23 protein-coding genes, 1 tRNA gene and 1 pseudogene are annotated in these 22472 nt (G+C 68.7%); 9 read left to right on the forward strand and 16 right to left on the reverse strand.

What is annotated here, in order from left to right; all coding sequences use genetic code 11:
- The first annotated feature begins 314 nt into the window (after nucleotides 1-314).
- Entirely contained in the window at nucleotides 315-1082 is a 768-nt protein-coding gene (locus tag PV734_RS03820; protein ID WP_319098819.1) for a Stf0 family sulfotransferase, read from the forward strand.
- Here the strand turns inward: PV734_RS03820 and PV734_RS03825 are convergent.
- From PV734_RS03825 to PV734_RS03845, 5 genes and pseudogenes are all read right to left on the reverse strand, one after another.
- The gene (locus PV734_RS03825) at nucleotides 1047-1694 is read right to left on the reverse strand and encodes a DUF5825 family protein (RefSeq protein ID WP_319288750.1); all 648 of its coding nucleotides are present in this window, start codon (nucleotides 1692-1694) and stop codon (nucleotides 1047-1049) included. The genes PV734_RS03820 and PV734_RS03825 overlap by 36 nt on opposite strands.
- Nucleotides 1691-3271 (reverse strand): annotated as a pseudogene (locus PV734_RS03830) (RiPP maturation radical SAM C-methyltransferase); the annotation flags it as partial. The pseudogene PV734_RS03830 and the gene PV734_RS03825, both read right to left, overlap by 4 nt.
- A gap of 141 nt (nucleotides 3272-3412) precedes the next feature.
- A complete protein-coding gene (locus PV734_RS03835; RefSeq protein ID WP_319288751.1) occupies nucleotides 3413-4021 on the reverse strand; it encodes a Fic family protein in 609 nt (202 codons plus the stop codon).
- Complete coding sequence (locus tag PV734_RS03840; RefSeq protein ID WP_319098817.1) at nucleotides 4008-4730, reverse strand: hypothetical protein; 723 nt, start codon at nucleotides 4728-4730, stop codon at nucleotides 4008-4010. The genes PV734_RS03835 and PV734_RS03840 overlap by 14 nt, the downstream gene beginning before the upstream one ends.
- 251 nt (nucleotides 4731-4981) lie before the next feature.
- The gene (locus PV734_RS03845) at nucleotides 4982-5437 is read right to left on the reverse strand and encodes a hypothetical protein (RefSeq protein ID WP_319288752.1); all 456 of its coding nucleotides are present in this window, start codon (nucleotides 5435-5437) and stop codon (nucleotides 4982-4984) included.
- Nucleotides 5438-5562: 125 nt separating this feature from the next.
- Here PV734_RS03845 and PV734_RS03850 point away from each other — a divergent pair, with 125 nt between their 5' ends.
- Nucleotides 5563-6204: a hypothetical protein gene (locus PV734_RS03850; protein ID WP_319288753.1), complete on the forward strand. Its 642-nt coding sequence runs from the start codon at nucleotides 5563-5565 to the stop codon at nucleotides 6202-6204.
- Nucleotides 6205-6644: 440 nt separating this feature from the next.
- Complete coding sequence (locus PV734_RS03855; RefSeq protein ID WP_319288754.1) at nucleotides 6645-7442, forward strand: hypothetical protein; 798 nt, start codon at nucleotides 6645-6647, stop codon at nucleotides 7440-7442.
- Nucleotides 7443-7566: 124 nt separating this feature from the next.
- Here the strand turns inward: PV734_RS03855 and PV734_RS03860 are convergent, their stop codons facing one another.
- Nucleotides 7567-9867 (reverse strand): hypothetical protein, encoded by a 2301-nt coding sequence (locus tag PV734_RS03860; protein WP_319288755.1) that lies wholly within the window; start codon nucleotides 9865-9867, stop codon nucleotides 7567-7569.
- 3 nt (nucleotides 9868-9870) lie between these two features.
- A tRNA-Gln gene (locus PV734_RS03865) sits at nucleotides 9871-9942 on the reverse strand.
- Nucleotides 9943-10076: 134 nt separating this feature from the next.
- Between PV734_RS03865 and PV734_RS03870 the strand changes: the two genes are divergently transcribed.
- Nucleotides 10077-10613, forward strand: a complete 537-nt coding sequence (locus PV734_RS03870; RefSeq protein WP_319098812.1) for a hypothetical protein — start codon at nucleotides 10077-10079, stop codon at nucleotides 10611-10613.
- Between the two features lie 107 nt (nucleotides 10614-10720).
- Here PV734_RS03870 and PV734_RS03875 read toward each other — a convergent pair whose 3' ends face one another.
- From PV734_RS03875 to PV734_RS03885, 3 genes are all read right to left on the reverse strand, one after another.
- Entirely contained in the window at nucleotides 10721-11194 is a 474-nt protein-coding gene (locus PV734_RS03875) for a hypothetical protein (protein WP_319098811.1), read from the reverse strand.
- 80 nt (nucleotides 11195-11274) lie between these two features.
- A complete protein-coding gene (locus tag PV734_RS03880; RefSeq protein WP_319288756.1) occupies nucleotides 11275-11631 on the reverse strand; it encodes a hypothetical protein in 357 nt (118 codons plus the stop codon).
- A 276-nt stretch (nucleotides 11632-11907) separates the two neighbouring features.
- On the reverse strand, nucleotides 11908-12042 hold the full coding sequence (locus PV734_RS03885; protein WP_319288757.1) for a hypothetical protein: 135 nt from the start codon (nucleotides 12040-12042) through the stop codon (nucleotides 11908-11910).
- Nucleotides 12043-12242: 200 nt separating this feature from the next.
- Here PV734_RS03885 and PV734_RS03890 point away from each other — a divergent pair, with 200 nt between their 5' ends.
- Nucleotides 12243-12893: a caspase family protein gene (locus PV734_RS03890; protein ID WP_319198887.1), complete on the forward strand. Its 651-nt coding sequence runs from the start codon at nucleotides 12243-12245 to the stop codon at nucleotides 12891-12893.
- Complete coding sequence (locus PV734_RS03895) at nucleotides 12890-13234, forward strand: hypothetical protein (RefSeq protein ID WP_319097434.1); 345 nt, start codon at nucleotides 12890-12892, stop codon at nucleotides 13232-13234. The genes PV734_RS03890 and PV734_RS03895 overlap by 4 nt, the downstream gene beginning before the upstream one ends.
- Here PV734_RS03895 and PV734_RS03900 read toward each other — a convergent pair.
- Entirely contained in the window at nucleotides 13228-13470 is a 243-nt protein-coding gene (locus PV734_RS03900) for a hypothetical protein (protein WP_319097433.1), read from the reverse strand. The two genes, PV734_RS03895 and PV734_RS03900, sit on opposite strands and share 7 nt — an antisense overlap.
- Nucleotides 13471-13881: 411 nt before the next feature.
- On the opposite strand from PV734_RS03900, the gene PV734_RS03905 reads away from it, so the two are divergent.
- The 3 genes from PV734_RS03905 to PV734_RS03915 all read left to right on the forward strand — a co-directional run bounded on the left by PV734_RS03905 (nucleotide 13882) and on the right by PV734_RS03915 (nucleotide 16389).
- Nucleotides 13882-14949 (forward strand): ISL3 family transposase, encoded by a 1068-nt coding sequence (locus PV734_RS03905; RefSeq protein WP_319097432.1) that lies wholly within the window; start codon nucleotides 13882-13884, stop codon nucleotides 14947-14949.
- 271 nt (nucleotides 14950-15220) lie between these two features.
- Nucleotides 15221-15682: a hypothetical protein gene (locus tag PV734_RS03910; protein ID WP_319097431.1), complete on the forward strand. Its 462-nt coding sequence runs from the start codon at nucleotides 15221-15223 to the stop codon at nucleotides 15680-15682.
- A gap of 128 nt (nucleotides 15683-15810) precedes the next feature.
- The gene (locus tag PV734_RS03915; protein ID WP_319097430.1) at nucleotides 15811-16389 is read left to right on the forward strand and encodes a hypothetical protein; all 579 of its coding nucleotides are present in this window, start codon (nucleotides 15811-15813) and stop codon (nucleotides 16387-16389) included.
- Nucleotides 16390-16512: 123 nt separating this feature from the next.
- Here the strand turns inward: PV734_RS03915 and PV734_RS03920 are convergent, their stop codons facing one another.
- The 5 genes from PV734_RS03920 to PV734_RS03940 all read right to left on the reverse strand — a co-directional run bounded on the left by PV734_RS03920 (nucleotide 16513) and on the right by PV734_RS03940 (nucleotide 22300).
- Entirely contained in the window at nucleotides 16513-16884 is a 372-nt protein-coding gene (locus tag PV734_RS03920) for a helicase associated domain-containing protein (RefSeq protein WP_319097529.1), read from the reverse strand.
- Nucleotides 16885-16894: 10 nt separating this feature from the next.
- Nucleotides 16895-18493 carry a helicase associated domain-containing protein gene (locus PV734_RS03925; RefSeq protein WP_319288774.1) on the reverse strand — a complete coding sequence of 533 codons (1599 nt, stop codon included), beginning with the start codon at nucleotides 18491-18493 and terminating at the stop codon, nucleotides 16895-16897.
- Between the two features lie 558 nt (nucleotides 18494-19051).
- On the reverse strand, nucleotides 19052-19870 hold the full coding sequence (istB, locus tag PV734_RS03930; protein WP_319288758.1) for an IS21-like element helper ATPase IstB: 819 nt from the start codon (nucleotides 19868-19870) through the stop codon (nucleotides 19052-19054).
- Nucleotides 19867-21495, reverse strand: coding sequence for an IS21 family transposase (gene istA / locus PV734_RS03935; RefSeq protein ID WP_319288775.1), 1629 nt, complete (start codon nucleotides 21493-21495; stop codon nucleotides 19867-19869). Before istA ends, istB begins: the two co-directional genes overlap by 4 nt.
- A gap of 202 nt (nucleotides 21496-21697) precedes the next feature.
- Nucleotides 21698-22300, reverse strand: coding sequence for an O-methyltransferase (locus PV734_RS03940; RefSeq protein ID WP_319288759.1), 603 nt, complete (start codon nucleotides 22298-22300; stop codon nucleotides 21698-21700).
- Nucleotides 22301-22472 lie beyond the last annotated feature (172 nt).

The following is a 22472-nucleotide window of genomic DNA, read 5'->3' on the forward strand; positions in this document are numbered from 1 at the left end:
CACCTGACTCCGCAGCAAGGACACAACCCGCTGTTCCGTTATCCGGAGGACATTCGACGTGCGGGTGATCCAGGCCCTGGACTTCGCCGTCGACCGTGCCGCGATTACCAGGGCGGTCTACGGCGAGTACGAGGCCCCGGTATCCCGGCCCGCGCTGCCCGGCTATGACGGCTACAGCCCCCGCAGTCGAGAGGTGTTACCCGTACGACCCAAACAAGGCCAAGCGGTTGATAAGGGAGTGCCGTCGCTGTTGTGCACGTACCCAGGGCCGAGTCCCCGGTGACAGCAAGCGGCGCCGGGGCGAGGGTGTTCGCATGGTGCTGCGCTATCGGACCAACGGTCCGGAGTTCGACTTCCCGCCCTTCCCCGGTCTGCCGCCGGTCCGTTACGTGCTGGCGTCGACCCCCCGCTGCGGCAGCAACATGCTCGCCCGTGCCCTGTGGCGCACCGGGCTGGCCGGCTTCGCCGAGGACTACTTCGCCGACGCCTTCGTGCTGGACTACTTCGAGCGGTGGGGATTCGATTCCGGCGATCCGCAGGAGTTGGCAGTGAGCTATGCGCGCCGACTGATGACGTACCGCACCAGCCCCAACGGCGTGTTCGGGCTGCGGATCCACGCGGGGCACCTCGCAGGCCTGGAGGTCGACCCGTACGACGTCCTCCAGGCACCCCGGTACATCTGGATCCGGCGCAGGGACCGGTTGCGGCAGGCCGTGTCGTACACGATGGCCGAGCAGACCGGTGTCTGGATCCTGGACGGGACCCTTCTGCCGGAGGGGAGGGCGCGTGCCGCTCCCCGCTACGGCTATGAGGAGATCCACCGGCATCTTCGGATGCTCGACCGCGACGAGTCGGTCTGGGAGGACTACTTCGGCCGACACGGTGTCGTTCCGCATACGGTCGTCTACGAGGACCTGGTCGCCGACTACGAGGCGGGCCTGCTGGGCTGCCTGGACTTCCTCGGTGTCGGTGCGCCCGCGTCGGTGCCGACGCCGGGGATCAGGCGGCAGGCCGACGAGCTGACGGAACAGTGGATCGAGCGGTTTCTACGGGATCGTCGTGCTGAGCGGCCAGCGACGTAGTCGGTAGGGCGTCCACCACAGGTAACGCCCGACGGTGTGGACCAGGTTCTCGTGCAGGTGACGCTCCAGGACTCGCTCCGTGGAGGCCGACGCGACCACCGGGACGCCGTCCAGCAGTCCCTGGAACGCCCTGCTCCTGGGGGAGTGTACGACCAGGCGGCGCAGCGAGCGCCAGCGGTGGTCGCGGATCTCCAGGAAACCGGGGCCACGGCGGTAGCCGCACTTCGCGATGTGGAACGAGCCGCGCCATGCGGTGACCACGTGTTCTTCGTTGTCCTGTGCGGTGGAGCCGCGGAAGAGCGCTGTGGGCGGGTAGAGGTGGCTCAGCGCCTGCCACTGGGCGGGGTCGGCCATGCGCAGTGTCCAGTCCACCGCGATGCCGTGGCTGGTGAGTTCCCGGACGAGCAGGAGGACGGCGACCGCGGACGCACCGTCCGGATCGGTGAGGTCCACGATCTCGTGGACCTGGACGAACTGGACGCCCCTGGCGGCGAGTTGTCCGACGGCGTCCACCGGGTCGTCCGGCGGACCGTCGAGGGTCCCGCAATGGATGCCCGGCAGCCGCCTGGCCGCCGGATCGCGGTCCTTCCACAGCGTCAGCTCCGGCGTCATCGTGTCTCTCCCAGTGCCGGGGCCGCCAGCGAGGGGACGAGCGACCTGGTGTCCCCGTGCAGTCCCGCGCCGTCGAGCCGCAGCAGGTCCTGGTTGGCGACGGCGGGCGCGACCTGCACGTACTGGCCGGCATCGGCGAAGACCAGGCCGAGGTCGCTCCAGCGCGTCAGCAGCTCGGTGACGCGCTCCTGCGTCACCTCTCCAGCCTGCTGCCCCGGCTCCGCGCATCGGGCTGCGGCCTTGCGCAGCAGCGCCGCCGGGCTGTGCGGCGTGTCGAGCAGCCGGAACACCGTCACTTCTAGTGGGTCGGTGAGGTCGAGGAGCCGCCAGGAGAATCCCGGCCGCGTGTCGACCAGGACGATGTGTCCGCCGAGGTCGCAGTGGGTCAGGCGGCTTCGCGGGTACGCCTGAGTCCAGTCGGCGACGGCCGTGCGCAGCCGGTCCCGGCAGCCGTCGGCGATGCCCTGGTGCGGTGAGTCGAAGATGTACACCAGGTCGGCGAGTTCGTCCTCGGGCAGGTCGTAGATGTGGTGGTAGTGCGAGGCGGGGCGCAGTTCGCCGAAGCCCAGCTCCGGCCGGTCGAAGTAGGGACTGAACCGCTTGACCTTCAGACGGGTGGCGCCCGCCGGCGGGGCGAGATGGTGCAGTGCGGGCAGCTGGTCGATGATCTCGTCGTAGTCGTGTTCGGTCTCCCCGGGGAAGCCGTAGAGGTAGTTCCAGCTGACGTTGATGCCAACGGTCTCGGCGTCCCGCAGCAGCCGTACGTTCTGACAGCCGGTCACCCCCTTGTCCATCAGCTTCAGCACCCGGCTGCTGAGGCTCTCCACGCCGGGCTGGACATAGCTGATCCCGGCCGCGTACAGCGTCGCCAGCTGCTCGCGCCGCAGGTTCGACTTGATCTCATAGCACAGCCTCAGGTCGTACCCGCTCTCCTCGAGGAGCGGGGCCATGGAGGTGAGGTAGGCCATGTCGAGGATGTTGTCGGTGACCCACACGTCCAGCACGCGGTGGCGCTCGACCAGGCCGAGGATCTCGTCCACGAACCGCCTCGGGTCCTTGCTGCGGAACTCCATGAACGAGCCGTTGAGGCCGCAGAACGTGCAGTGGTGCTTCTCGCCCCACCAGCAGCCGCGGGAGGCCTCCACCACCAGCCGCGGCTCCACCCAGCCGCCCGCCGTGGACCGGGCGTGCCGCTCGAAGTAGTCGCCGTAGTCCGGGGTGACCAGGGCCCCCGGGGGCAGCGGGGCGGCGTCCATGGGATGGGCCACGGACTGGCCGTGCCCGTCCCGGCGACACAGGCCGGGGATGGCGGCCAGGTCGTCCCCGTCGCCGTCGCCGTCGCGGAGAGCGGCCAGCAGCCGGGGGAACGCGATCTCGCCCTCGCCGCGCACCACGAAGTCGACCTGGGGGAAGTTGCGGTGCAGCGCGGCGCCCTGCGGGCCGTCGCAGTTCGCGCCGCCGAAGACGGTCACGGTGCCGGGCGCCAGCTCCTTGACCATGCGGGCCGCGGCGAGGGCCGCCGCGTTCTGCGCGAACGTGGTGGTGAAACCGACCACGTCCGGTGCTGTGGCGGCGATCTCTGGATCGTTCCTCCCGCTCCAGCCGTCGCCCACTGCGTGAGCACCGGCGGCAGAACGGGTATCGGCTCTCTCTGCCGACCGGCTCGAGGAAGCGGTCAGAGCACGAGTTGGAGGTGTCGGCGCTCTTGCCCGAAGGCTTCAGTGTCGGTGGCGGTTGAGCGCGCCGATGAGAGTGGCAAGGTCGGCGGCGCCTGCCGGGTCATCCGCGTATCGGGTGGTCTGGAGTGGGCCGACCTCCGGAAGGACGATGTCCTCCCGGGCCAGGATGTGGACCAGGGTCAGGAGGGCAGCGCGGGCGTTGCCATCGGTGAAGGGGTGGAAGAACGCTACGTCGAGGTATGCGCGGGCCGCGCGTGCGGCCAGCGGGATGTCTGAGTCGGTCGACTCGCGCAGGCAGGAAGCAAAGTCGGTCTGGGTACGTGGGGTCAGTCCGTAGCGCTCGCGGCCGTCCTTCGCGTAGGCGTCGTTCACGCGGAACGGCACCTCTGTTTCGCCGAGGACCTCGCGCTGCCAGTCGGCCAGCAGGGCGAAGTTCAACGGGGTGCGGCGTGCGGCATCGGCTCGGGCCAAGGTGTGGGCAGCGAGCAGACGCTGGGCACGCACGGGGTCGCGCCGACGCACCGGCCCTTCGCACCACGTCCGGAAACCGTCGCTTGCAGGAGGAATCCGCTGTAGGACTGGCGCATGTTGCCAGTCGGCCTCACGGCGCACGCGCAGCCAGACCGAAAGGCTGTCAGTAGCGGTCATGGAGATCCTCCAGCGCGGCCCTCTCGCGGTGGTCCCGGTAGGGGGCGCGACCGGTGAGGCCAACAGCAAGGTCATCGCCGACGGATTCGATCAGCGTCCGTTCTGGGGTGACCCAGCTCTTGAACCGGCCGCAGATCGCGCTCTCCACCGCGCGCGCGGCTTCGGCTCGGTCCAGGCCGGTGCTGGTGAGGAACCAGCCCAGAACCATCGAGGCCTGCCCGTGCCAGCCGCCCTCCGCGCCCGAGTCCAGTGTGTGGGTCACGAGTCGGACGCAGGCCCGCTCCAGGTGCCAGCTGCGATCCTCGGGTGAAGCATCCGGCGGCGGCGCCAGTTCGGCGAAGCGCTGGGCCGTGCGCTCGAGCCATTCCCGCCACTCCAGCAGTGCGGCTACGACGCATGCCGCAGTCTCGTCAGGGGTCGTCACCGAGTTCGGCCCGCTGACCCAGTTACCGATGGGCCCGCCGTCGCGGTAGCACCAGTTCCATCCCCAGGCCCAGGTGCCGTATCGCTCCCGGATGATCGCGTCCACCTGGCTTTCACACCAGTGTTCGCCCTGCCACCAGCCGCCCATCCCGGAGAGCACGGGCGGCACCCACTCGCGGACCAGCGAGCGGAGGCGGGCTTCCTCGTCCTCATCCCAGGCGAACGGGTGTCGGGCCGGGTCGAGTTCATCCCAGTTTCGAATGCCCTCGTAAGTAATGCGGGGCACACGGTTTTCGGGGAAGGGCAGGGTGTCACGGTTGTATGTCAGTGCTGGCCACTCTTCTGTCCGATGTGATCGACCTCATAGTGTCGGCTCGAAACCCCTCGGCTTGCGAACGATTTTCCGGGCGTGCTCCGTGCAGGACCTATAGCCCGCTCTCATCGTCACCGACCGCCGGTTCGCGCAGCGGCCGACGCCATCACCACCCACCCAACCGCTACGCCCCCCCGCCCCGGCGGACCCATGCGGTCAGAGCACTAGCTGGAGGCGTCGGCCATCTCCGGCTTGTGGTGGTGCTTGAGCGCGGTACGGGCCGCGAGGATGTCGGCCGCGGTGAACTCGCTCCAGTACGCGTGCGTGACGATCGACTGGGCGAGTTCGAGTTCGAGTTCGAGCTCCCGCTTCCGTAGCCGGGCGATCTCCGCCGCGTCCTGGGGGTCCCAGCCGGGGGAGACGGGACGGGACGCCTGCCGCCAGGCGTTCTCGTGCGTCTCCCAGACGTCCAGCGGTTCGGCCGACCACGGTACCCGCTGGAAGAGGTCGTGCAGATCGGCGCGGACCTGACAGAGTTCGTCCTGCGCGTCGTCAGGTCCTGGGGGAAGTTGTACGGGGCTGCCACGAGGTAAAGGTGCTGGCGGCGCTGGTGGAGGCGAAGGGCGTGCTGCGCTACCACGGTGCCGGCGCCGCGAGGCGCTGCGCCGGTGGGAGCGCACCGGCAACCTCACCCCGCCGCAGGCCGGTGACGAAGGTGAACTGCGGGAGCTCCTGAAGACGCTGCTGGACTTCAACGGGCTCAGTCACCGCACCCTGGCCCAACACGCCCGGCTACTCGCACGTCATGTACGGGGCCGTCCTGCGCGGCGCGCGCCCGCTGCGGGCCAAGATCCTCTACCAGATCCTCATTGGCTGTGGTGTCCACTCGTTGCGTAGCCAGGAGGCGTGGTTCCACCTCCTGAGTCGCTTCTCGTGGAGGGAGGGTGTGGAGGGCGGCAAGCTGCTGGCCCGGGTGGAACAGCCCCTGCGGTACGCCGGCGACATCGACATGAAGATGCTCAAGGCCATCATCGAGCGTCGTGAGCGCGGCCGCGGGCTGTTCGCCGCCGACATCGTGTCCTACGACAGCGTCAGCGCCCTGCGCACCGCGTACGAGGACATGCTGGCGCTGCTGCTGTCCTCTCTGCAGCGCTCCCACGTCCAGCTGCCGAACAAGCTCGGCTACGCCTTCGACCAGGTCGTCCGCGAACTGCGTAACAGCTCGATCCCCAACCCGACCGCCATCGCCGCTCTCGTCCCGCTCGCCATGCCGTTCCACCCGCGCCTGCGCACTCGGGTCGTGATGGCGCTGAAGAACGCGGGCGAGATGCTGCGCCGGGCGGACAACGGCGAACTCAGCGTTCGAGGCCCGTCCGGGCTCCGGCGGCCGATGTCGCGGCGAGCGCCCAGCGCACCGTTCCAGCACAACGCACCGGCCGCCTCGTAAGTGCCTGTGTCTGATGCCGACCTGACAAGTCTGCTGGAGGCGTGCCGAGAGCTCCGCCGACGGGCTGTGCTGACGGCCGCCGGAGTCCCGGGCAGCGTCGTCACGACCATGCTGTTCCGGCCTCTCTGGCCGTTCGCTGACCTGAGCCCGTGGGACGAGCGGCCGTACGTGCGGGGATCCGGCGGATCAGTGCCTCCCTCTCCGGGATACGCTCGCGCCCTTGCCTGATCAACTTCTCGTTCCAGGCTTCCTGTTCCGACCTTCTTCCGGGGGAAATCATGGGGATATCCGTACGTCGGTCCGTGTCGCGGAGAGTGGCGAGTGCAGCCCTCGGGTGCGTGCTGCTCGGCGGAGGAGCCGGGGCCTGTGGGACGGGTGGCGAGAGTAGTTCCGGCGAGTCTGCGCAGACGTCGGCGCCGGTCCTGACGCCCGCCGAGGCCGTGGCGAAGGCCGCGGAGGACTCCGCCGACATCACGTCCCTCCGTTACCGGATCACCGGATCCGTGCCGGATCGGGGCCGGTTGACCGTCGACGCGGCCATGAGCACGGCGCCGCTGTCCATGACCATGGAACTGACCATGCCGGACCAGCGCGCGAAGGGCCCGCTGAACATCCGGTTCGTTGGTAAGGCGATGTACGTCGGTGGTGGCGCGCTCGACATCCGGAAGTTGAGGAGATCGGCGAAGCTGGACCCCGACAAGTTGAACGGCAAGAGCTGGCTCCGGATCGAGCCGGCGGCCTGGGGTCTCATCTCCGTGGACAACCGGTCCTACGGCATACTGCCCCACCAGGTCGAAGGCAGCCCGATCGTCCAGTCCACGCTGCTGACCGGCGCCAAGAACGCGAAGAAGATCGGGGCCGAGACGATTCTCGGCGCCCGCACCACGCACTACCGCGGAACCGTCACCTTCGACGGATTGCGGGCCGCCCAGGATGCTGCCACCGACAAGGCCAGCCGGGAACGCCAGACCAGCAGTCTCGACCAGTTCATCGCGCTGGAACTCGACAAGAACCTCATCATGGACCTGTGGATCGACGACGACGGGCGCACCAGGCAATTCCGCATGCGGGGCGCCACCTACAAGATGCCCGTCAACGGCGGCGAAGAGCCGACCGTCGGCGATCCCGTCGACATGACCGTCGCCTTCCTCCGGATCAATGAGCCGGTCACCGTCACAACCCCGTCCGCCGGGGACACCATGGACCTGGGCGCCCTGCTGGACGCGCAGACCGGCTGAGCTTGTCCTGCCTTTGGCGTGGGTCATGGGCGGCTGTTTTCCGGGAACTCGGCCCGCGCCGTCGGTGGCAGCTCTTAAGGCCGCCGCCTCGGTCGGACAGCGCGGAGGCGGCCCCCGCGAGCCCTCACTGCATCCAGTGACCGTCGGTGCTCCATCCCAGGAAACGCCTGCTGCGACAGGCGTCCGCTGTTCCGTCACCGCCGAAGGTGCCGCCCTCGGCGACCAGGGCCAGGCCCGCGAGGGCCGGGGCCAGACGGGGCTCGACGTGGCTGGGATGCCGGGCCGTCTCAGTGCCCAGGCCCACGACGAACCGTCGCTGCTCCTCGGGCGGGCACAAGGACAGGAAGAACACCATCTGGCGCCACGCGTACGCGGCATCCTTGATGGTGCTCAAGGGGCGCGGGTTGTGGTGGACACGAGCGGTCAGCCGGCACACGGTGACCAATGAGCGGCGCGCCAGGTCGGCCCAGCCGGGCCGTGGAGCGATGCCCACCCGGTGGACCAGCGTGGCCAGGTTGTGCGTGGTGAGGATCTGCGCCTGCTCGATCACCGTGCCGTTCGCGGCGACCGACCAGAAGCCCGGCGTCGTCCCGGCTCGCCCGGTGGCCAGCCGCGCGAACCCAGGAGAGGTCGGGGCGCGACGTGAACGGGCCGGGGTCGTGCCGGTTTCGGCGATCGCCAGATCGCGGATCTCCGCGTAGTCGATGCCGTAGTACCGCTCGTACAGCGTGCCGCCCAGCAGGTCACCGGCGATCTGCGCCGCCGTCAGGAACTTCCGGCTGAACTCTCCCATGAAGATGTCGGCGGCCAGCTCCTCCACGAACGGAACGCCCAGGGCGCCCTGCCGTTCCAGCACGCTGAGCTCGCGGACCAGCGGGTTGGGCAGGATGGTGCCCGGAAACGCCTGCACGGCCAGTTCGCCCAGCTGTCGCAGCACGGTCAGTGCGTCTTCGCCGTCTGGCGTGCCCGTTACCGCGGACCGCCGGCCGGACGCCGCCCGCACCCAAGGCAGTTCCTCGATACGCACCTGCCGCTCCAGGTTGAGCAACAGCAGGGAGCGGCGGTTGCGGAACGCCCGGTAGTGGGCGGCCATCAACGCCCGCAGCGTTTCGTCGCCGTACGCCCGTGCGGTGGCAGCGGCGATCAACTGCGGTACCAGCTCGGCCAGAACCTCGGCGGAGGGGACGACACCCCGTTCCACGAGGGTACCGAGCGGAGCGCTCAGTGCGGACACGACCACTTGACCGATGGCGGGCGGCGGGACGGCCCCGACGGGCAGCCCTGCCGCCCGGCTCTCCTCCTCGCTCACCGGGCGAAGCAGCGGATCCACATCCGCGATGCCCGCCTGCTGGGGAAGCCCGGCGAGTCGGCGCAGCACGAGCTGGGCCAGGGCGTGGTGGGAGGGCAGCTCCGCCTGCGCGGCCTGGCTGCGGCGGAGGGCCGTATGGCCGGGCGAGCCGGGCAGGCCGCGCTGTCGCACCATGGACTGCGCCGCGTGCCGCAACAGGCCGAGCCGACGCGTGTCCAGCGGCCGTCCGGCGACGACCTCCTCCAGCGCACCTCGCAAAATGCCCAGGTTCTCCTTGGGGTTGCGGTGCTTCGTGCAGAGCGTGTGTTCCGCGGCGAGCAGCCGGTAGCGGCCGAGCAGGACCTCGGCCTGCGCCAGCCAATCGGGGTCCAAGGCGTGTGCCAGGACCCGGCCTTCCTCAGCCGTCCGCAACCAGTGTGCGAGGAGGTCGTCTCCGAACGGCTGCCAGACGGTCAGTGCTTCGCGTTGGGTCTCGACGGCCGTGTTCGGTCGTCGTCGCTCCAGGGTGACGACCGCGTCCAGGACCGTGCGCCGGTGGGCGGCCGTGCCGGTGTCCAGCGCGGGGCGGTCCGTCGGACGGGGCAGGAAGCGCAGCCGGTCGGCGAACGGTTCCAGTTCCGCCAGGAGGTCCAGCGCCGCGTCCGTCTCCCCGTGCCGCACCAGCCAGGCCATGGTGAGCAGTGCGGCCTCCTCGGGCACGTCGATCCGGTAGCGGCCGCTGTCCAACAGCGCCCACAACCACGTGAGTCCGGGCTCAGTGAGGCAGTGGGCGAAGATCGCACGGCGCTCTGCGGGCACCCCGAAACTCCGGGCCGTCTCCGTCTCGTACGGCTGGAGCGGGCCGGCCGCGCTCGCGGTCCCGGTCGCGAAGCCGCCGCGCAGCACCTCCGGGGTGACCCAGGCCGGGAGCCCCGCGACCGGGGTCCGCGAACCGATCGTGAGCCGGCCCGCGGCCATCCCTGCGAGGACCTCCCGCCAGCGCTGCCCGCGCACCTCGGCGCGACGCCGGGTGTCGGGGTCCTCATGGGTCAGCGCGGTCATGAATGCCTTGACCAGCCGGCCGGCGGCATACGAGGGCGTCGCGGTCAGAGGCTGCTGCTCAGCGTTGTCGTTCATAAGCCGACGTGGCAGGTTCCGCCCCTGCGCCCTCCGGGTCCAGAGCCCGGTGCTCTCCTGCTGAGCTACACGCCGATGAGCTCCGAAAATAGCCGCCGGGACGGGCAGGGTTCAACCGGATTTCGGTCCGTCGGGCGAAGCAGCCGGGACGGCCCTGAATACCCTGGGTGCTCGACGAGGGACACGTGCCGGCGATCGAGCAGGGGATCATGAGCAGCGAACTCACCTACGAGCCACCAGAACATCCGGAGGACCGCCCCGGCGATTACGGCGCATCACCCGCCGAGTTGTCGGACGTCCTGCTCGTCGTGGCCACGATGACGGCAACGCCGTTCCTGCAGGCGATCTCCACCTACTTCGGGAACGCTCTGGCCAAGGGGATGGGTTCCGGGACGCGCGACATCATGCACCGGTTCATCCGTCGGCAGGCGCGAGCGAGTCTCGACGAGCCGTCCGACGTCGTGGATCTCATCCACCTGCGGACCGAGGACGGGTGGCTGGTCGAGATGAAGGTGACCGTCGAACCGGAGGCCCTCGCTCAGCTTCCTGAGCTGTGCGCCGCGGACGCACCGCTCGGCGAGTCCGATCGGCGCCCCGGCACGGCGGCGACGATCCGCTGGGACCACGACGGCTACTGGATCGCGGCGACGGTACGTGAGAACGGCCACCATGTCGCCTTTACCTGGGATCCGCAGGCGAAGCAATGGCGCGAGCGCACGTACCGCCGCCCCCTTCCCGTCACCTAGAGCGGGGGGAATGCAACTGGGAATCTGCTGTACAGCTGGCGGTGTGGACGATCGCGTTATTCCCCAGGGGTAAGTTCACGTAATTCCCCAGGTCCTGGCTTGTGAGGCTAGGTTGCGCCGGGCAGTCCCAGGGCGACCAGGAGGGCTGAGGAGAGTTCTTCCGCGAACAGGGCCGACCCGGTGAGTGTCTGCCGGATGGCTTCCTCGCCGGGCGTCAGTCCCGCGGCGGCCGACCAGGCGAGTGCGCCGGCCACGGCGGGTTCGATGGGGAAGTGCTCCAGAGGTATCTCGTAGCTCTTCGCCATCTCGCGGTTGAGCAGGCCCTCCCAGCTGTTGCCGTCCGGCGTGAGGGCCTCGATGAAGCCCACATCGCTGTCGAGGAAGGACACCATGATGGCCGGTGTCCCCGTTTGCTGGACGAGGTTCGCAAGGCTGCGCCGTCCGGCGTCGGCGAAGTCCGTGACCTGCCAGCCCTCCGCCAACGCCTGCGTGTCGTCGATGCCCGTGAACCCGGCTTTCCGCATGAGCTGGTGCTGTTCCCCCGTGGACCGGGTCGTCAATGATCCGCCTGAATTTCCCATGGCCCGCAAGTTAGCCGATGCCTCTGACAAGCCAACTCGTGCCCCTGAGACGTCGGCATGGGAAGCCGGGACGGCGGACCCTAGTGGGCCTTGTCGGCCGTGTTCCTGGGCCGCTTGATCGGTCGGTAGCTGGGCCCGTTCATGATCACCTGGTGGCTGGTGTTGATGAGCCGGTCCAGGAGGGACGAGGATCCGATCTGGAGGCTGTGGACCGAGTTGCCCGAGCCCTGGAAAGGGCCGGTGATCAGGGACGGCATCGACGACTGGGAGAAGATCACTGAGAACGGCGACCGGAGCATCGACCTGACCGGTCTGCCCGACCTGATCGCCGCCGAACTGGCCTGGATGGCGCACTGGCAGGCGATGGACGGGACCCGCTCCTCGGTGCTGGGAACCAACCAGTTCGCGAACATCCTGCGCCGCGCGATCCGCGACAACCATCCCTTCCCCGCGTCGATCCGGGCCGTGGACTGGGAAACGGTGGCCGCCCTGCAGCGGTGGTTCTATGCCACCCGCTGGGGCCGGCTCATTCCTCGCGGCAGTGTCGCCCGACTGAGGGTGATCTTCCGCTTCGCCCGCCTGGCCCTCCTGGCCCGCTACACCGACGGGCCCTGGTGGTCCCTGGACGAATGGCATCCGCGCTGCGATCCACGGATTCCGCTGGCCGAGCACGAACCCCAGGCCCACTACGGCTGTTCCCCTTCAAAGATCACTCAGCCGTGGCTGCGGGAGGCAGTGAAGTGGTCCCTGGGCACGCACTTGGAGGCCGGAACTCTGCGCTGGTCGACGGTGAGCCAGGAGCGGATGCGGTGCTTCGCCCGCTTCAACCGATGGCTGGAGACCTTCACCGACCCCCTCGACGTCCTGGGCGACCCTGCCCACGCAGTCCAGTTGGCCGCTGCCTTCCGCCGCTGGGACACCGACCCCGCCAACCGGCTCCTGCGACGGTCCGAGCAGCGGTTCGCCCAGCAGCCCGTCCATCCCCGCCTGGTCAACGACGACCTGCGGGCCGTTGTCGTTGCAGTTGCCTGCCCGGCATGTGACGGTCGTGGAGAATCCAGTTGCTGCGCAGGTGGTGGTGGGCGAGGTGCGGCAGGCGGCCGCCGAGGCCACCGACACACTGATCGTCTACTTTGCCGGGCACGGACTGGTCGATGCCCAGGATCAGCTCGTTCTGGCTCTGCCGGATACCGAGTTCGGCCGTATCGAGACCGGTCTGCCCTATGACTGGGTGCGACAGGTGTTGCTGCTGGACTCCCGAGCCGAGCGGCATGTGGTGATTTTGGACTGCTGTTACAGCGGCCTGGCTTTGGGGAGGATGAGCGTGGGGACGGGGCTTGCCGGCCAGGCGGCGGTGGAGGGCAGTTTCCTGTTGGCGGCCGCCGCCGAGACCCGTACTGCCTTGGCGCCGGTGGGGGAGACCTACACGGCCTTCACCGGGGCTCTGCTGGAGGCCCTGCGGCAGGGCATACCCGGCGGTCCCTCGCTGGTTGACCTCGGGGCTCTGTACCGGCACCTGCGCCTGACGATGGAGGCGCGCGGGCATCCTGTTCCACAGGCGCGGGACCGCAACAGCGGTGCCCAGGTCGCGCTCGGGCGTAACCACGCGAATCTGCCTGCCGCGCCCGTTGCTGCTGGGGCGGGGGGTACTGATGCGGGGAGCGTCCCTGGCCGGATCCGCGCGCGATCCGTACCGTGACCGGGTTCTTCACCGCTCTCGTGGAGGTGCGGGTGGTCGGTGGACTGACTCATCGGGCGGTCAGGGAGCGTTCGGCCGGACGCATAGCGGCCGGCACCGTCGGTGGTCTGCTCAACCGCAGCACTCTTCCGACGACTTGGGGTACGACGGTCCTCTACCTCTCAGCGTGCGGTGTTCCCGATGAACAGATCACGCAGTGGCAGACCGCCTGGCAGCAGCTGCGCGCGCAGAACCTGCCGGCCGAGACGGTGATCCCGGACGTCACCGATGACGGCGGGCCTGAGAAGGCCAGAGCGTGGCAGCGCCCTTTGTCGGCCTTGCGCCGCAGGCGGGATCACTGACCGGGGACCGCAGGGGCCGAGACACCGGACGGCTGGGGGTGAGGCGTCTTGTCCGAGCTGTCGGAGCCGTCTGAGAACAGGGTGTTCCATGCGGCGATGAGCAGCACAGCGGCGACGAGGATGAGCCCCAGGGACGGCTTCTTCCATCGGCTGGATGTCGAGGATGGCTTCACGTAGTGCGCTGCCCGGTAATAGCCCTTGCGGGACTGCGCCTTCGTCTTTGTGTCGACGATCAAGTTTTTGGTTCTGGCCGCGATTCCGTGAATCCCTTGGCCGTCGTGCGACTGTGGGAACGTTTCTCGTGGGGATTGCCCAGGTATGGGGGCCGTGGCGATCGAGGATGTGCTGTTTCCCGGGATCGATGTGCGTGTCACCGCGGTGCACGTCAGTGCGGAGAGAGTCGCTGTCGAGGCGTCGTCGTGCGGGCGGCCACCAGTCTGTCCGGACTGCGGCTGGCAGGGACGTCGCGTGCACTCTCGGTACGTGCGCCGGGTAGCCGAACGACCTGTGGTGGGGCGGACGTTGGCGATCTGGCTCGGCGTGCGCCGGTTCTTCTGCGAGCGGGCCTCGTGCCAGCGGCGGACGTTCGTCGAGCAGGTCCCGGATCTGAGCGAGCGGTACCGTCGCCACAGCGTCGGCCTGCGGCGATGGATGCAAGCGATATTGAGGCGGCCCGGGTGGTGGACGTCCTGCCCGACCGGGACGCCGCGACCTTCGCCACCTGGCTGCGCGAACACCCCGGCGCGGAGATCATCTGCAGGGACCGGGCCAGCGCCTACTCCAGCGCCGTGCGCCAGGCAGCGCCAAACGCCCAGGAGATCGCCGACCGCTGGCACTTGCTCAACAACCTCTCCTCCGCGGTCGAGGAGACGTGTCACCAGCACCGCTCCTGCCTGCGCAAACAGGCCGAAGCCGACCGCAATACAGAGCCCCGGCGGATCGTCACCCCTCTGCCTCCGCCGACTCTGCCACCCACGAAGATCGCTGTCCGCACCGTCGACCGATACTCCGACATCCACCGTCTGCTCGGGCAAGGATGCTCCGTCTCCGAGATCTCCCGCCGCCTGCACCTGGACCGCAAGACCGTCCGCCGCTTCCGCGACACCGACCTCGACGAGCTGCTGGCGTCCGCCCGGCACGGGCGCCCCAAAGGCGTGCTGGAGCCGTACACCGCCTACCTGACCGAACGGTTCACCGACGGCGTGACCAGCCCGACCGACCTCTTCCGGGAGATCCGCCAACGCGGCTACCAGGGCAGCGATCTGCCAGTACGCCGCTACGTGGCCGGCCTCAGGACCGGGACCGTCGAACCCGCTCGCGGAGCCGTCCCCAGCCCACGGAAGATCACCACGTGGATCATGCTGCCTCGCGGCGCTCTGAAGCCCCGTGAGGAGGAGCAACTCCTGAAAGTACGGCTGGCATGCCCCGACATCACCCGGGCTTGTGACCTCGCCCGCGCCTTCCACGACCTGCTCCAACAGCGGCGCGGCCACCAGTTACTGGAGTGGGTACGCCAGGCCGAACACGACGCGCCGGGCCCCGTCCTGTCGTTCGCGCAGGGCCTGTGCCTCGACCTCGATGCCGTCACCGCCGGCCCTACCCTCCCGTGGAGCTCGGGCATCGTCGAAGGCCACGTCAATCGCATCAAGACGATCAAGCGGGCCATGTGCGGCCGAGCTTCGTTCCGCCTCCTGCGCACCCGCATGCTGCTTTGAGCCGAAGCACGGAAGTTGTCACCAGGGGAGCCAGAAGAACCGGTGCGCACAGGACCGTCGAAGCGGCCTGGTTGTCACCAGCGAAGCACGCGGCTTGTCACACATGCTCACTGGGCAGCCCTTCTGTCACCAGGGGCGAAGATCGACAGCCTCTGGCTCCCCGAGGCGGTTCCATGCGGCGACACTTCACCACAACCGTGTCCTGCTCCTGTGCGTCCTACCACTGAGCGCCGGCAGGAGTCGGCTACCCCGGGGGATCAGGACGCGAGTCATGCAGAAGTACGCGATCGTCCAGCACATCACACGGTTCTTTTGGCCTTGGCATGGTGCGAGGCGACAGCCGCCCACGTCCGTCCGGCGACTGGTGGGGCTCTGGCTGTTCGCGCTTGCCTTCGGGGCCGGGTTCACCGCGCTCGGCTGGGATGATTTCGACGGCAGCTTCCTCATGGCGATGCTGCTCCTCTTCCATATCGTCGACGACATCAGCGACGGGGTACCGCACCGCTGGCCGGCCGCACTGGCCGCGGTAACAGTCCTGTGGGGCGCCACCCGGCTCACCAGCGCCGTCCTGCCCGACTCGCTCGACAATGCCTGGGCGCAGAGCGTCGCCGCCGCTGTCGGTGTCACGCTCGGGTTGGCAGTGAGCGCCGCGATCACACGGCTTCCGGAGCGTCGACCACATCGGCCCGTCGAGGGACACGACTCCGGGTTCGGCGGACAAGACTCTCGGTAAAGGACATAGCCGCCGACCTCGGTGACAACAAACCTGCCTTTGTGACACCTATCGCGCTGCGGCTCATGCTTCGATCATGACCCCGAATTCACGGAATCGCGGCCAGAACCAATTACGCGAACGTCCACATGGAACGGGAACACGCTGAGATCCCGGCAGACCCCTTGGAGAGGGCCGCGGAACTGCTTGAGCAGGCCAACAGCGGCGACAACGCCGCCGCTGACGCCTTCCTTGCTCTGCTCACCGACCACACGGACGATTTCGAGCTGTATGCCGTCCAGCTTCCCCTTCTCGCAGCTCACTTGGCCGCCCCAGCACTCGGTCACAGCGTTCTCCAGGCACAGACCGTCCTGCAGTCCCTGACCGAGCACGTTGGCGGGGCCGACACTCGACGGGCCGAGTACGCGGAAGCCTCTCACTCTCAGGTGACGGTCTGGCTCCAGGGCATCGCCGCGCACGCGGCCGCCGAGCGGCAGTGGGACCTGTTGGAAGAAGCCATGCAAGCCATGTGCACGTGGGACGGTGCCTGGGACCGATGGGACGCGCGGGACATAATCAGCCCCTGGCTTAGGTCGCTCAAGGACGACGCCGCGGCCGTTGCCGCGGCGGTCCTGGGGGACCACCCGGACTCGGCGGAGCACTTCAGCCACTTCGCGGACGACCGGACCGTCGATCTGCGGATCCGCAGAGCCGTGCGCCAGGTGTAAGGCCTGCGGGATGCTCAAAGACCAGCCCGCAGGCCCCACTGGTGAATCTTACTTCGCCGGAGACGAACTCTCAGGTACAGGCCCTCAATGCGGCCTTCGGCAGCTAGGCCACTGAGACTAGAGTTACCTGCCCATGCTGACGCCGAGGTTGGCCAGGAGCTGCTGCTGGTCAGGGTGTAGGAGCGGCCATGCCTGGCGCTGGGCGGTGATCCATTGTGTAGCGCGTGAGGTATCGGGGTGGGTGCGGGCGTGGTGGTAGGCGTACTGCCACCGCATCGGCCAGGGTGGGTTCCACCAGGGGTCCATGCTGGCCAGGACTCGGGCTTGAGGCGATGTCCCGCTCTTTTTGCGGGCGCGCTGGCGGTGTTCGGCCAGCCAGTACCCGATCGGGAACCCTTCGTGTTCCTCCCTCGAGCGGGCAGCGAGGTGTCCGTACCGGGCACTGTACGAGCGGGCATGCGCGACGTCGGTATCGAAGCACGGCGTCGTGGTCAGTCGGCGGGAGTCACGCGGGCCGACCCGAGCCCGTACCGCTTCGAGCGGTGATGCCGATAGCGGCGAGCAGGTGCTGCTGGTCGGGGTGGAGGCTGTCGTAGAGGGTGCACTGTCGCTTGGCCCGGATACCCAGGGCGTCCTTCCCGACGGGAAGACCGCCCATCGTGTCGGCTCCACGGCCGGCACGCATGCAGTTGCGGGCACGGTAGTAGTTGCGCTGCCAGTGCAGGTCCCACGGCGGGTTCCACCATGGATCGATCGCGGCCAGTTGTCCGAGGTGCGGTGAGGCGGGCTGGCCTTTCCGGGCGCGCTGCTTGGCGCGGTTGCGCTGGCTGAACAGCCACATTCCGAGCGCGAATCCGCTCTGCCGTGTATCCCGTGGAACGGCCAGGTGCCCGTGAACGTCGGCCCAGGCCCGGGCGTGAACCAGCGCCCTTTCGAACCCGGCTCGGTGGTCGGGGCGCTGTCCGAGCCGGGGAACTCCCAGCGGCCTGTGCTGCGCGACCGCGGGAAGGCCTCCTACCGCTCTTCGCACGGGAGCGGCCGGTGCCTCGGCGATGGCCGTCTCAGGCTTCAGACCGAGCCTGTTGAGGAGATCGTGCTGGTCCGGCAGGAGGAGGTGGTAGCGGCGCTGCTGGATGCGCAGCCACTCCTGCGCCGGCCTGTCCATCAGTAGAAAGCCCGCCACCAACTCCCCGCCTCCCACTTGCTGGAGCTGCTGGCACGCGTGCTCGTAGGAACGTTGCCAGCACAAGTGCCAGGGCGGCCGCCACCACGGGTCGATCCGTGTCAAAGCCTCGGCACGGTTTGGCGACAGCACTCCGCGCCCCATCTGACCGCGCCTGTCGGAAAGCCACCTGCCCAATGGGTAGTCCTCATGCACGGTGCTGATCCTGATTGCCGCCAGGCTTCCGTGCTCCAGAGCCCAGGCCCGGGCATGGGCGAGCGCCTCCTGCTCCCCGAAACGCTGACTGCGACGCCGGGGCCGGGCATCCCGAGCCGCCGCGGCATCGATGCCCAGCCGTGCAAGAAGCCGTTGCTGCTCAGGATGCAGATCCGGATACCGGGTGCACTGCAGGTACAGCCACTCGCCCAGGCTGAGGCCGGTACCGGGAAATCCTCCCCTCGCATCCATCGGGCCCTGTTCCGCGACGTGGCACCTGGCCTGGTGGTAGGTGCGCTGCCACAGGGTCGGCCACGGCGTGTCCCAGTACGGGTCCAGTGCACGCAGCGCGGCGCCGCGCCAGGCAGGCATCCCCAGACGGAGCATGCGCTGGTTGCTCATCCACGCCCCCAGAGGAAAGCCGTCCTGGAGCGTGTCCGCCCGTGTGGCCGGATGCCCCCGCGCAGCCGCGTAGGCCCGGGCACGAGTCAGGCCCGCTTCGAAGGCCTCGTCGGCCTGGCGGCTGTGCCCGCGCCGCCGTTTGAGGGCCGGAGCCTCTGCGGCTTCACCGCCGGCCACCTCCTGCAGGTGCTGGGCGAGTTCGTCAGCCAAGGGACGAGGCCGGTGCGCGGGATGGACCTTCCACAGCAACCGCTGCCCGTCGCCATCAGGCGCTTCCGCCGCTTTGCTGCACTTGTGTGCCCAGGCGAACAGCGGTCCGTCCATGCACGTTGCCAGGCGATCAGTGAGCCAAGGCCGCCGCAGACAGCGCGTCAGCTCACTGATGAGCACGGGGAGGTCGCCCAGGCAGAAAGGGAGGTGGCCGCGCACCTGGGTTGCGATACGGCGCCTCATCGTCTGGTCTACCAACATCCCGGCAACGGCCACCGTCTCCGGATAGGTGACTGTCTGTAAGCACTTGTTTTGGCTCCAGTGCACGGACTTCTTTTGGCTCCACTCGCCGGCTGGAGGGGGCGTGTATTGATGTGATTCACGCCCCTGTAGCAAGGTGATTTGGCCCCACTTCGAACGAGTGGTTCCGCTGGCCGGGACGGGGGGTCGGCGCGGTATTTTGAGGTCTCGGTCAGACCTCTGTCAGCGCGCCCCCGACAGGTGCGTGGAGGCTGCCGACCCGACTCGACTCAGGTCGCGGACCGCCCAGTGTCCGCGATGGCTGGACGAGAACGGGCGATGGTCCGGTCGGCACTGGGACTTGGCGGCCGGGCCCAACAAGGCTGCGGCCGGCCTCCCGTTAGGGAGGCCGGCCGCAGTTGTCGGTTGCTGTCAGCGGCGTCGTTGCTTCTTCTGGCTCTGGGCGAAGCGGTAGGAGTCGGTGCCGGTCTCCACGATGTGAGCGTTGAAGGTGACGCGGTCGACGATCGCTGTGCAGAGGCGGGGGTCGGTGAAGGTCTGCTTCCACTCGGAGAACGGAGCGTTCGACGCGATGGCGATAGCCCTGCGTTCTTCGCGCTCGGTGAAGATCTGGAACAGCAGTTTCGCTCCAGCCTTGTCCAGATCGAGATAGCCGAACTCGTCCAGACAGAGCAGGTCGACGCGGCCGTAGCGCGCGATGGTGCGGGCCAGCTTCTTCTCGTCGGCGGCTTCCGCGAGCTCGTTGACCAGGTTGACCGTGGTCGTGTAGCGGACCTTGAGCCCGGCCTCGGCCATGGCGGTGCCGATCCCGATGAGCAGGTGGGACTTGCCGGTGCCGGAGTCGCCGATCAGGCAGAGCGGCTGCCCGGCCTTGACCCAGGCCGGGTCCGCCAGGGTGCCGACCAGCTCCGGCGTGACGTTGGGGTTCTCGGTGAAGTCGAAGTCCTCCAGCCGCTTGGGGCGGGGGAAGTTGGCTTCTCTGACCAGCCGTTGCTTGCGGCGTTCCTCGCGTTCGGCGCACTCGGCTTCCAGCAGGTCCGCGAGGAAGTCCTTGTAGCTGGACCGCTGGCGCATCGCCTCCTCGGCCATCTCCGAGACCCGGTCGCGGATGGTGGGCAGGTGCAGGCTGCGGCATGCCTCGTCGATGACCGTGTCCACGGCCTCCTCCGGTCCGGCATCCCGGCGGGGCGGAGGAACGTGCTGGCGGGTGGGTGCGGCGGTCGTGCTCATGCAGTGCCTTTCGGTTGGCGGGTCAGGAGCTGGTCGTAGTGCGTCACCGTCGGCAGCGGGCGCTTGTCCTCGGGCAGCTGGGCTCTGCGGGCGGTCAGCGACACGACCCCGCTGGGCTCGGCCCACGGCGGCGGGTCGCCTGCGTCGTCCAGGTCCTCGGTCGGGGCCGGCGCCTGCGCGGCGGCCTTGCGGGCCTCGATGGCCACCACGTCCGCGCTGGTGGCGCCGGCCCGGATCGCGGCCGCCATGCCCAGCTGGACCGCGTCGGGCGGCATGCGCCGGTGCAGCAGCAGGACCTCGATCAGAGCCCGGGTCCCTGCCGCGTCTCCGTGCGCGGTGCGAGCCGCGGCCCAGAACGCCTCGTGGACCTCGGTGAACGTCCCGTTCTGGCGGGCCGTGGCCAGCGCGGTCGAACCGGCCATGGCACCGGGCTTGGCCAGCAGGATCTCCAGGTAGTGATCGAGTTCGTCGCGGAATTCGCCCCGCCGGGTCAGGCGCGGGTGACGGGCCACGATCTTCCGCCGTTCGAAGACCAGCAGTTCATTGCCCCGCAGCAGCACGCGCACGTTCTGCCCGATGAAGCGGGCGGGCACCGAGTAGTGGCACTGGCGGACCGTGATCCGGCTGCTGCGGTCGGCCTTCGGAGTCAGGGTGATGCCGCACTCGAACTCCTCGAACGGCAGGGGCAGCAGCTGATCGGTCTCGGTGATGAAGTTGAAGCCGATCGTGGTCAGCCTGCCCGACAGGATCCGGGCGTCCTCGGCCGCGTCGATCCCGGTGATCTTCTCGTTCAGCTCTTCCAAAGAGGCCACATCCGGGACCGGGACCAGGTGCGTGCGCCGAAACCGGCCGCCCTCGTGCTCGACCCCGCCCTTCTCATGGGCGCCCTCCTGGCCCGGGATGCAGTAGAAGGCGTCGAAGCCGTAGTGCGCGCGGAAGGTGAGCCACCGCTCCGACTCCACCCGGCTGCGGCCGGTGCAGACCCGGTTGACCGCCGGCTTCAGGTTGTCGTAACGGATGTGCCGGGCCGGCACCCCGCCCAGGACGTTGAACGCCTCGACATGCCCCTCCATGAAGGACTCCTGGGCCTGCGAGGCATAGACCCGGTGGACGGCCTTGCCCGAGTACGACATCCGCAGCGTGAACAGATGGCACTTGACCACCTCGCCCGCCAGCCGGACCCACACATCCGCGAAGTCGACCTCCGCTTCCTCACCGGGAAGATGCACCTGCGGAACCATCCCGTCCATGTGCCGGTGCCCCTCCCGGGCCTCCGCCTCGATCTCCTTGCGCCGGACCACGACGTAATCGCAGACCGTGGAGTACGACGCCTGCTCGAAGCCGTACTCCTGCGCGAGACGCTGCCAGATCCGCCGGGCAGTGTGCTTCTGCTTGCGCGGCGCGGTGAGGTCCTCCCGCAACATCGCGTCGACCCAGCCCTTCGCCGGATCCAGAACCGACGTCCGAGGCACCGGTTGCTTCCTCTGCGGCGGAACCGCCGAGGTCAACGCCTGGCGCACCGTCCGCCGGTGCACCCCGTACTTCTCCGCCAGAACCCGCTGCGACAGCTCCGGATCGAGACGCTTGTCCCTCCGGATCGCCGCGAACAGCTCAGCGCGCGACAAACCCACCCCGGCCTCCCGACATGACCGTGATCAACACACACGGCCTCCGACAAGACCGTGATCGACGCACACACCCTGCCGTCGCAGGGCGGACGGAGCAGCGCATTCACTCCAAAGAGGGCACGTCGCGGACCTTCCTGTCGGCGAACTCGATGACGTCGCCAGCCTTTAGTAGGCGTTGTAATTGGCCCTGCGGCTGCTGTCAGCAGGCGGGAAGACGGGTTCCGACGATCACGCTGAGGTCTGCCGCGAGGCGGAGTTCCGTGGCCCGGAGTTCGGGGTGTTCCAGCCAGTGCAGGCGGGACCGGTCGGGTGCGCCATTGAAGTGGGGTGGCCATGTGGTGGCGGGGGTGAAGTCATCGATCACTACTGTTCCGCCGGCGGTGAGCAGGCGGGCGGGATCCGCGGTGCCGTCGCCTTTGGCCTGCCCTCCGCCGTCGAGCACGAGCAGGTCGTATGGGCCGTGGTCTGCAATGCGTCGCCAGTCGCCGTGGAGGACGTCAACGTGATCGCAGTCTTGGAAGACATCCGCCGCAATGCGGGCCCGTTCCAGATCACGTTCGACGCTGATGAGCCGGGCTCCGTTGACCGCGCCGGAGGCCAGCCAGGCCAGGCCGACACCGCATCCGGTGCCGGTCTCGCCTATGCGGCGTGAAGCCCCTGCAGCCAACACCTGTAGCAGACGGCCCTGTTCGGGCCTGCAGGAGAACGCGAAACCGTGATGGCGCGCTGCCCGCACGGCCCGCTGGACCAAGGCGGGGATGGTGTTGTTGTCCTGGTACGCATCGGTTCCCTGAAGCGACATGCCGTGATTATGGCCGCACAACGTTCCTGCGAGCTGGCGGAAGCAGACGAGAGCGACAGCAGCCCCGGGATGAACGCGAGCAAGCGCTCCGGCACGCACTCGCAGCGCCGTTGCAGGCGGCGGACACTGCCCAGTCAGCTCACGGTGGGTTCGGCCGTCCACCTGTAAACCA

Source organism: Streptomyces sp. AK08-02 (assembly GCF_033795085.1).
Classification (GTDB): Bacteria; Actinomycetota; Actinomycetes; order Streptomycetales; family Streptomycetaceae; genus Streptomyces; species Streptomyces echiniscabiei.

Excerpts from the sequence above, each read along its gene's own strand:
- PV734_RS03940 (WP_319288759.1), bottom strand. The coding sequence starts at position 22,300 with ATGTCGCTTCAGGGAACCGATGCGTACCAGGACAACAACACCATCCCC.
- PV734_RS03925 (WP_319288774.1), bottom strand. The coding sequence starts at position 18,493 with ATGGACGGACCGCTGTTCGCCTGGGCACACAAGTGCAGCAAAGCGGCG.
- PV734_RS03820 (WP_319098819.1), top strand. The coding sequence starts at position 315 with ATGGTGCTGCGCTATCGGACCAACGGTCCGGAGTTCGACTTCCCGCCC.
- PV734_RS03860 (WP_319288755.1), bottom strand. The coding sequence starts at position 9,867 with ATGAACGACAACGCTGAGCAGCAGCCTCTGACCGCGACGCCCTCGTAT.
- PV734_RS03875 (WP_319098811.1), bottom strand. The coding sequence starts at position 11,194 with ATGGGAAATTCAGGCGGATCATTGACGACCCGGTCCACGGGGGAACAG.
- PV734_RS03905 (WP_319097432.1), top strand. The coding sequence starts at position 13,882 with ATGGATGCAAGCGATATTGAGGCGGCCCGGGTGGTGGACGTCCTGCCC.
- PV734_RS03870 (WP_319098812.1), top strand. The coding sequence starts at position 10,077 with ATGAGCAGCGAACTCACCTACGAGCCACCAGAACATCCGGAGGACCGC.
- PV734_RS03910 (WP_319097431.1), top strand. The coding sequence starts at position 15,221 with ATGCAGAAGTACGCGATCGTCCAGCACATCACACGGTTCTTTTGGCCT.
- istB (WP_319288758.1), bottom strand. The coding sequence starts at position 19,870 with ATGAGCACGACCGCCGCACCCACCCGCCAGCACGTTCCTCCGCCCCGC.
- PV734_RS03835 (WP_319288751.1), bottom strand. The coding sequence starts at position 4,021 with ATGACCGCTACTGACAGCCTTTCGGTCTGGCTGCGCGTGCGCCGTGAG.
- PV734_RS03825 (WP_319288750.1), bottom strand. The coding sequence starts at position 1,694 with ATGACGCCGGAGCTGACGCTGTGGAAGGACCGCGATCCGGCGGCCAGG.
- PV734_RS03915 (WP_319097430.1), top strand. The coding sequence starts at position 15,811 with ATGGAACGGGAACACGCTGAGATCCCGGCAGACCCCTTGGAGAGGGCC.
- PV734_RS03850 (WP_319288753.1), top strand. The coding sequence starts at position 5,563 with ATGTACGGGGCCGTCCTGCGCGGCGCGCGCCCGCTGCGGGCCAAGATC.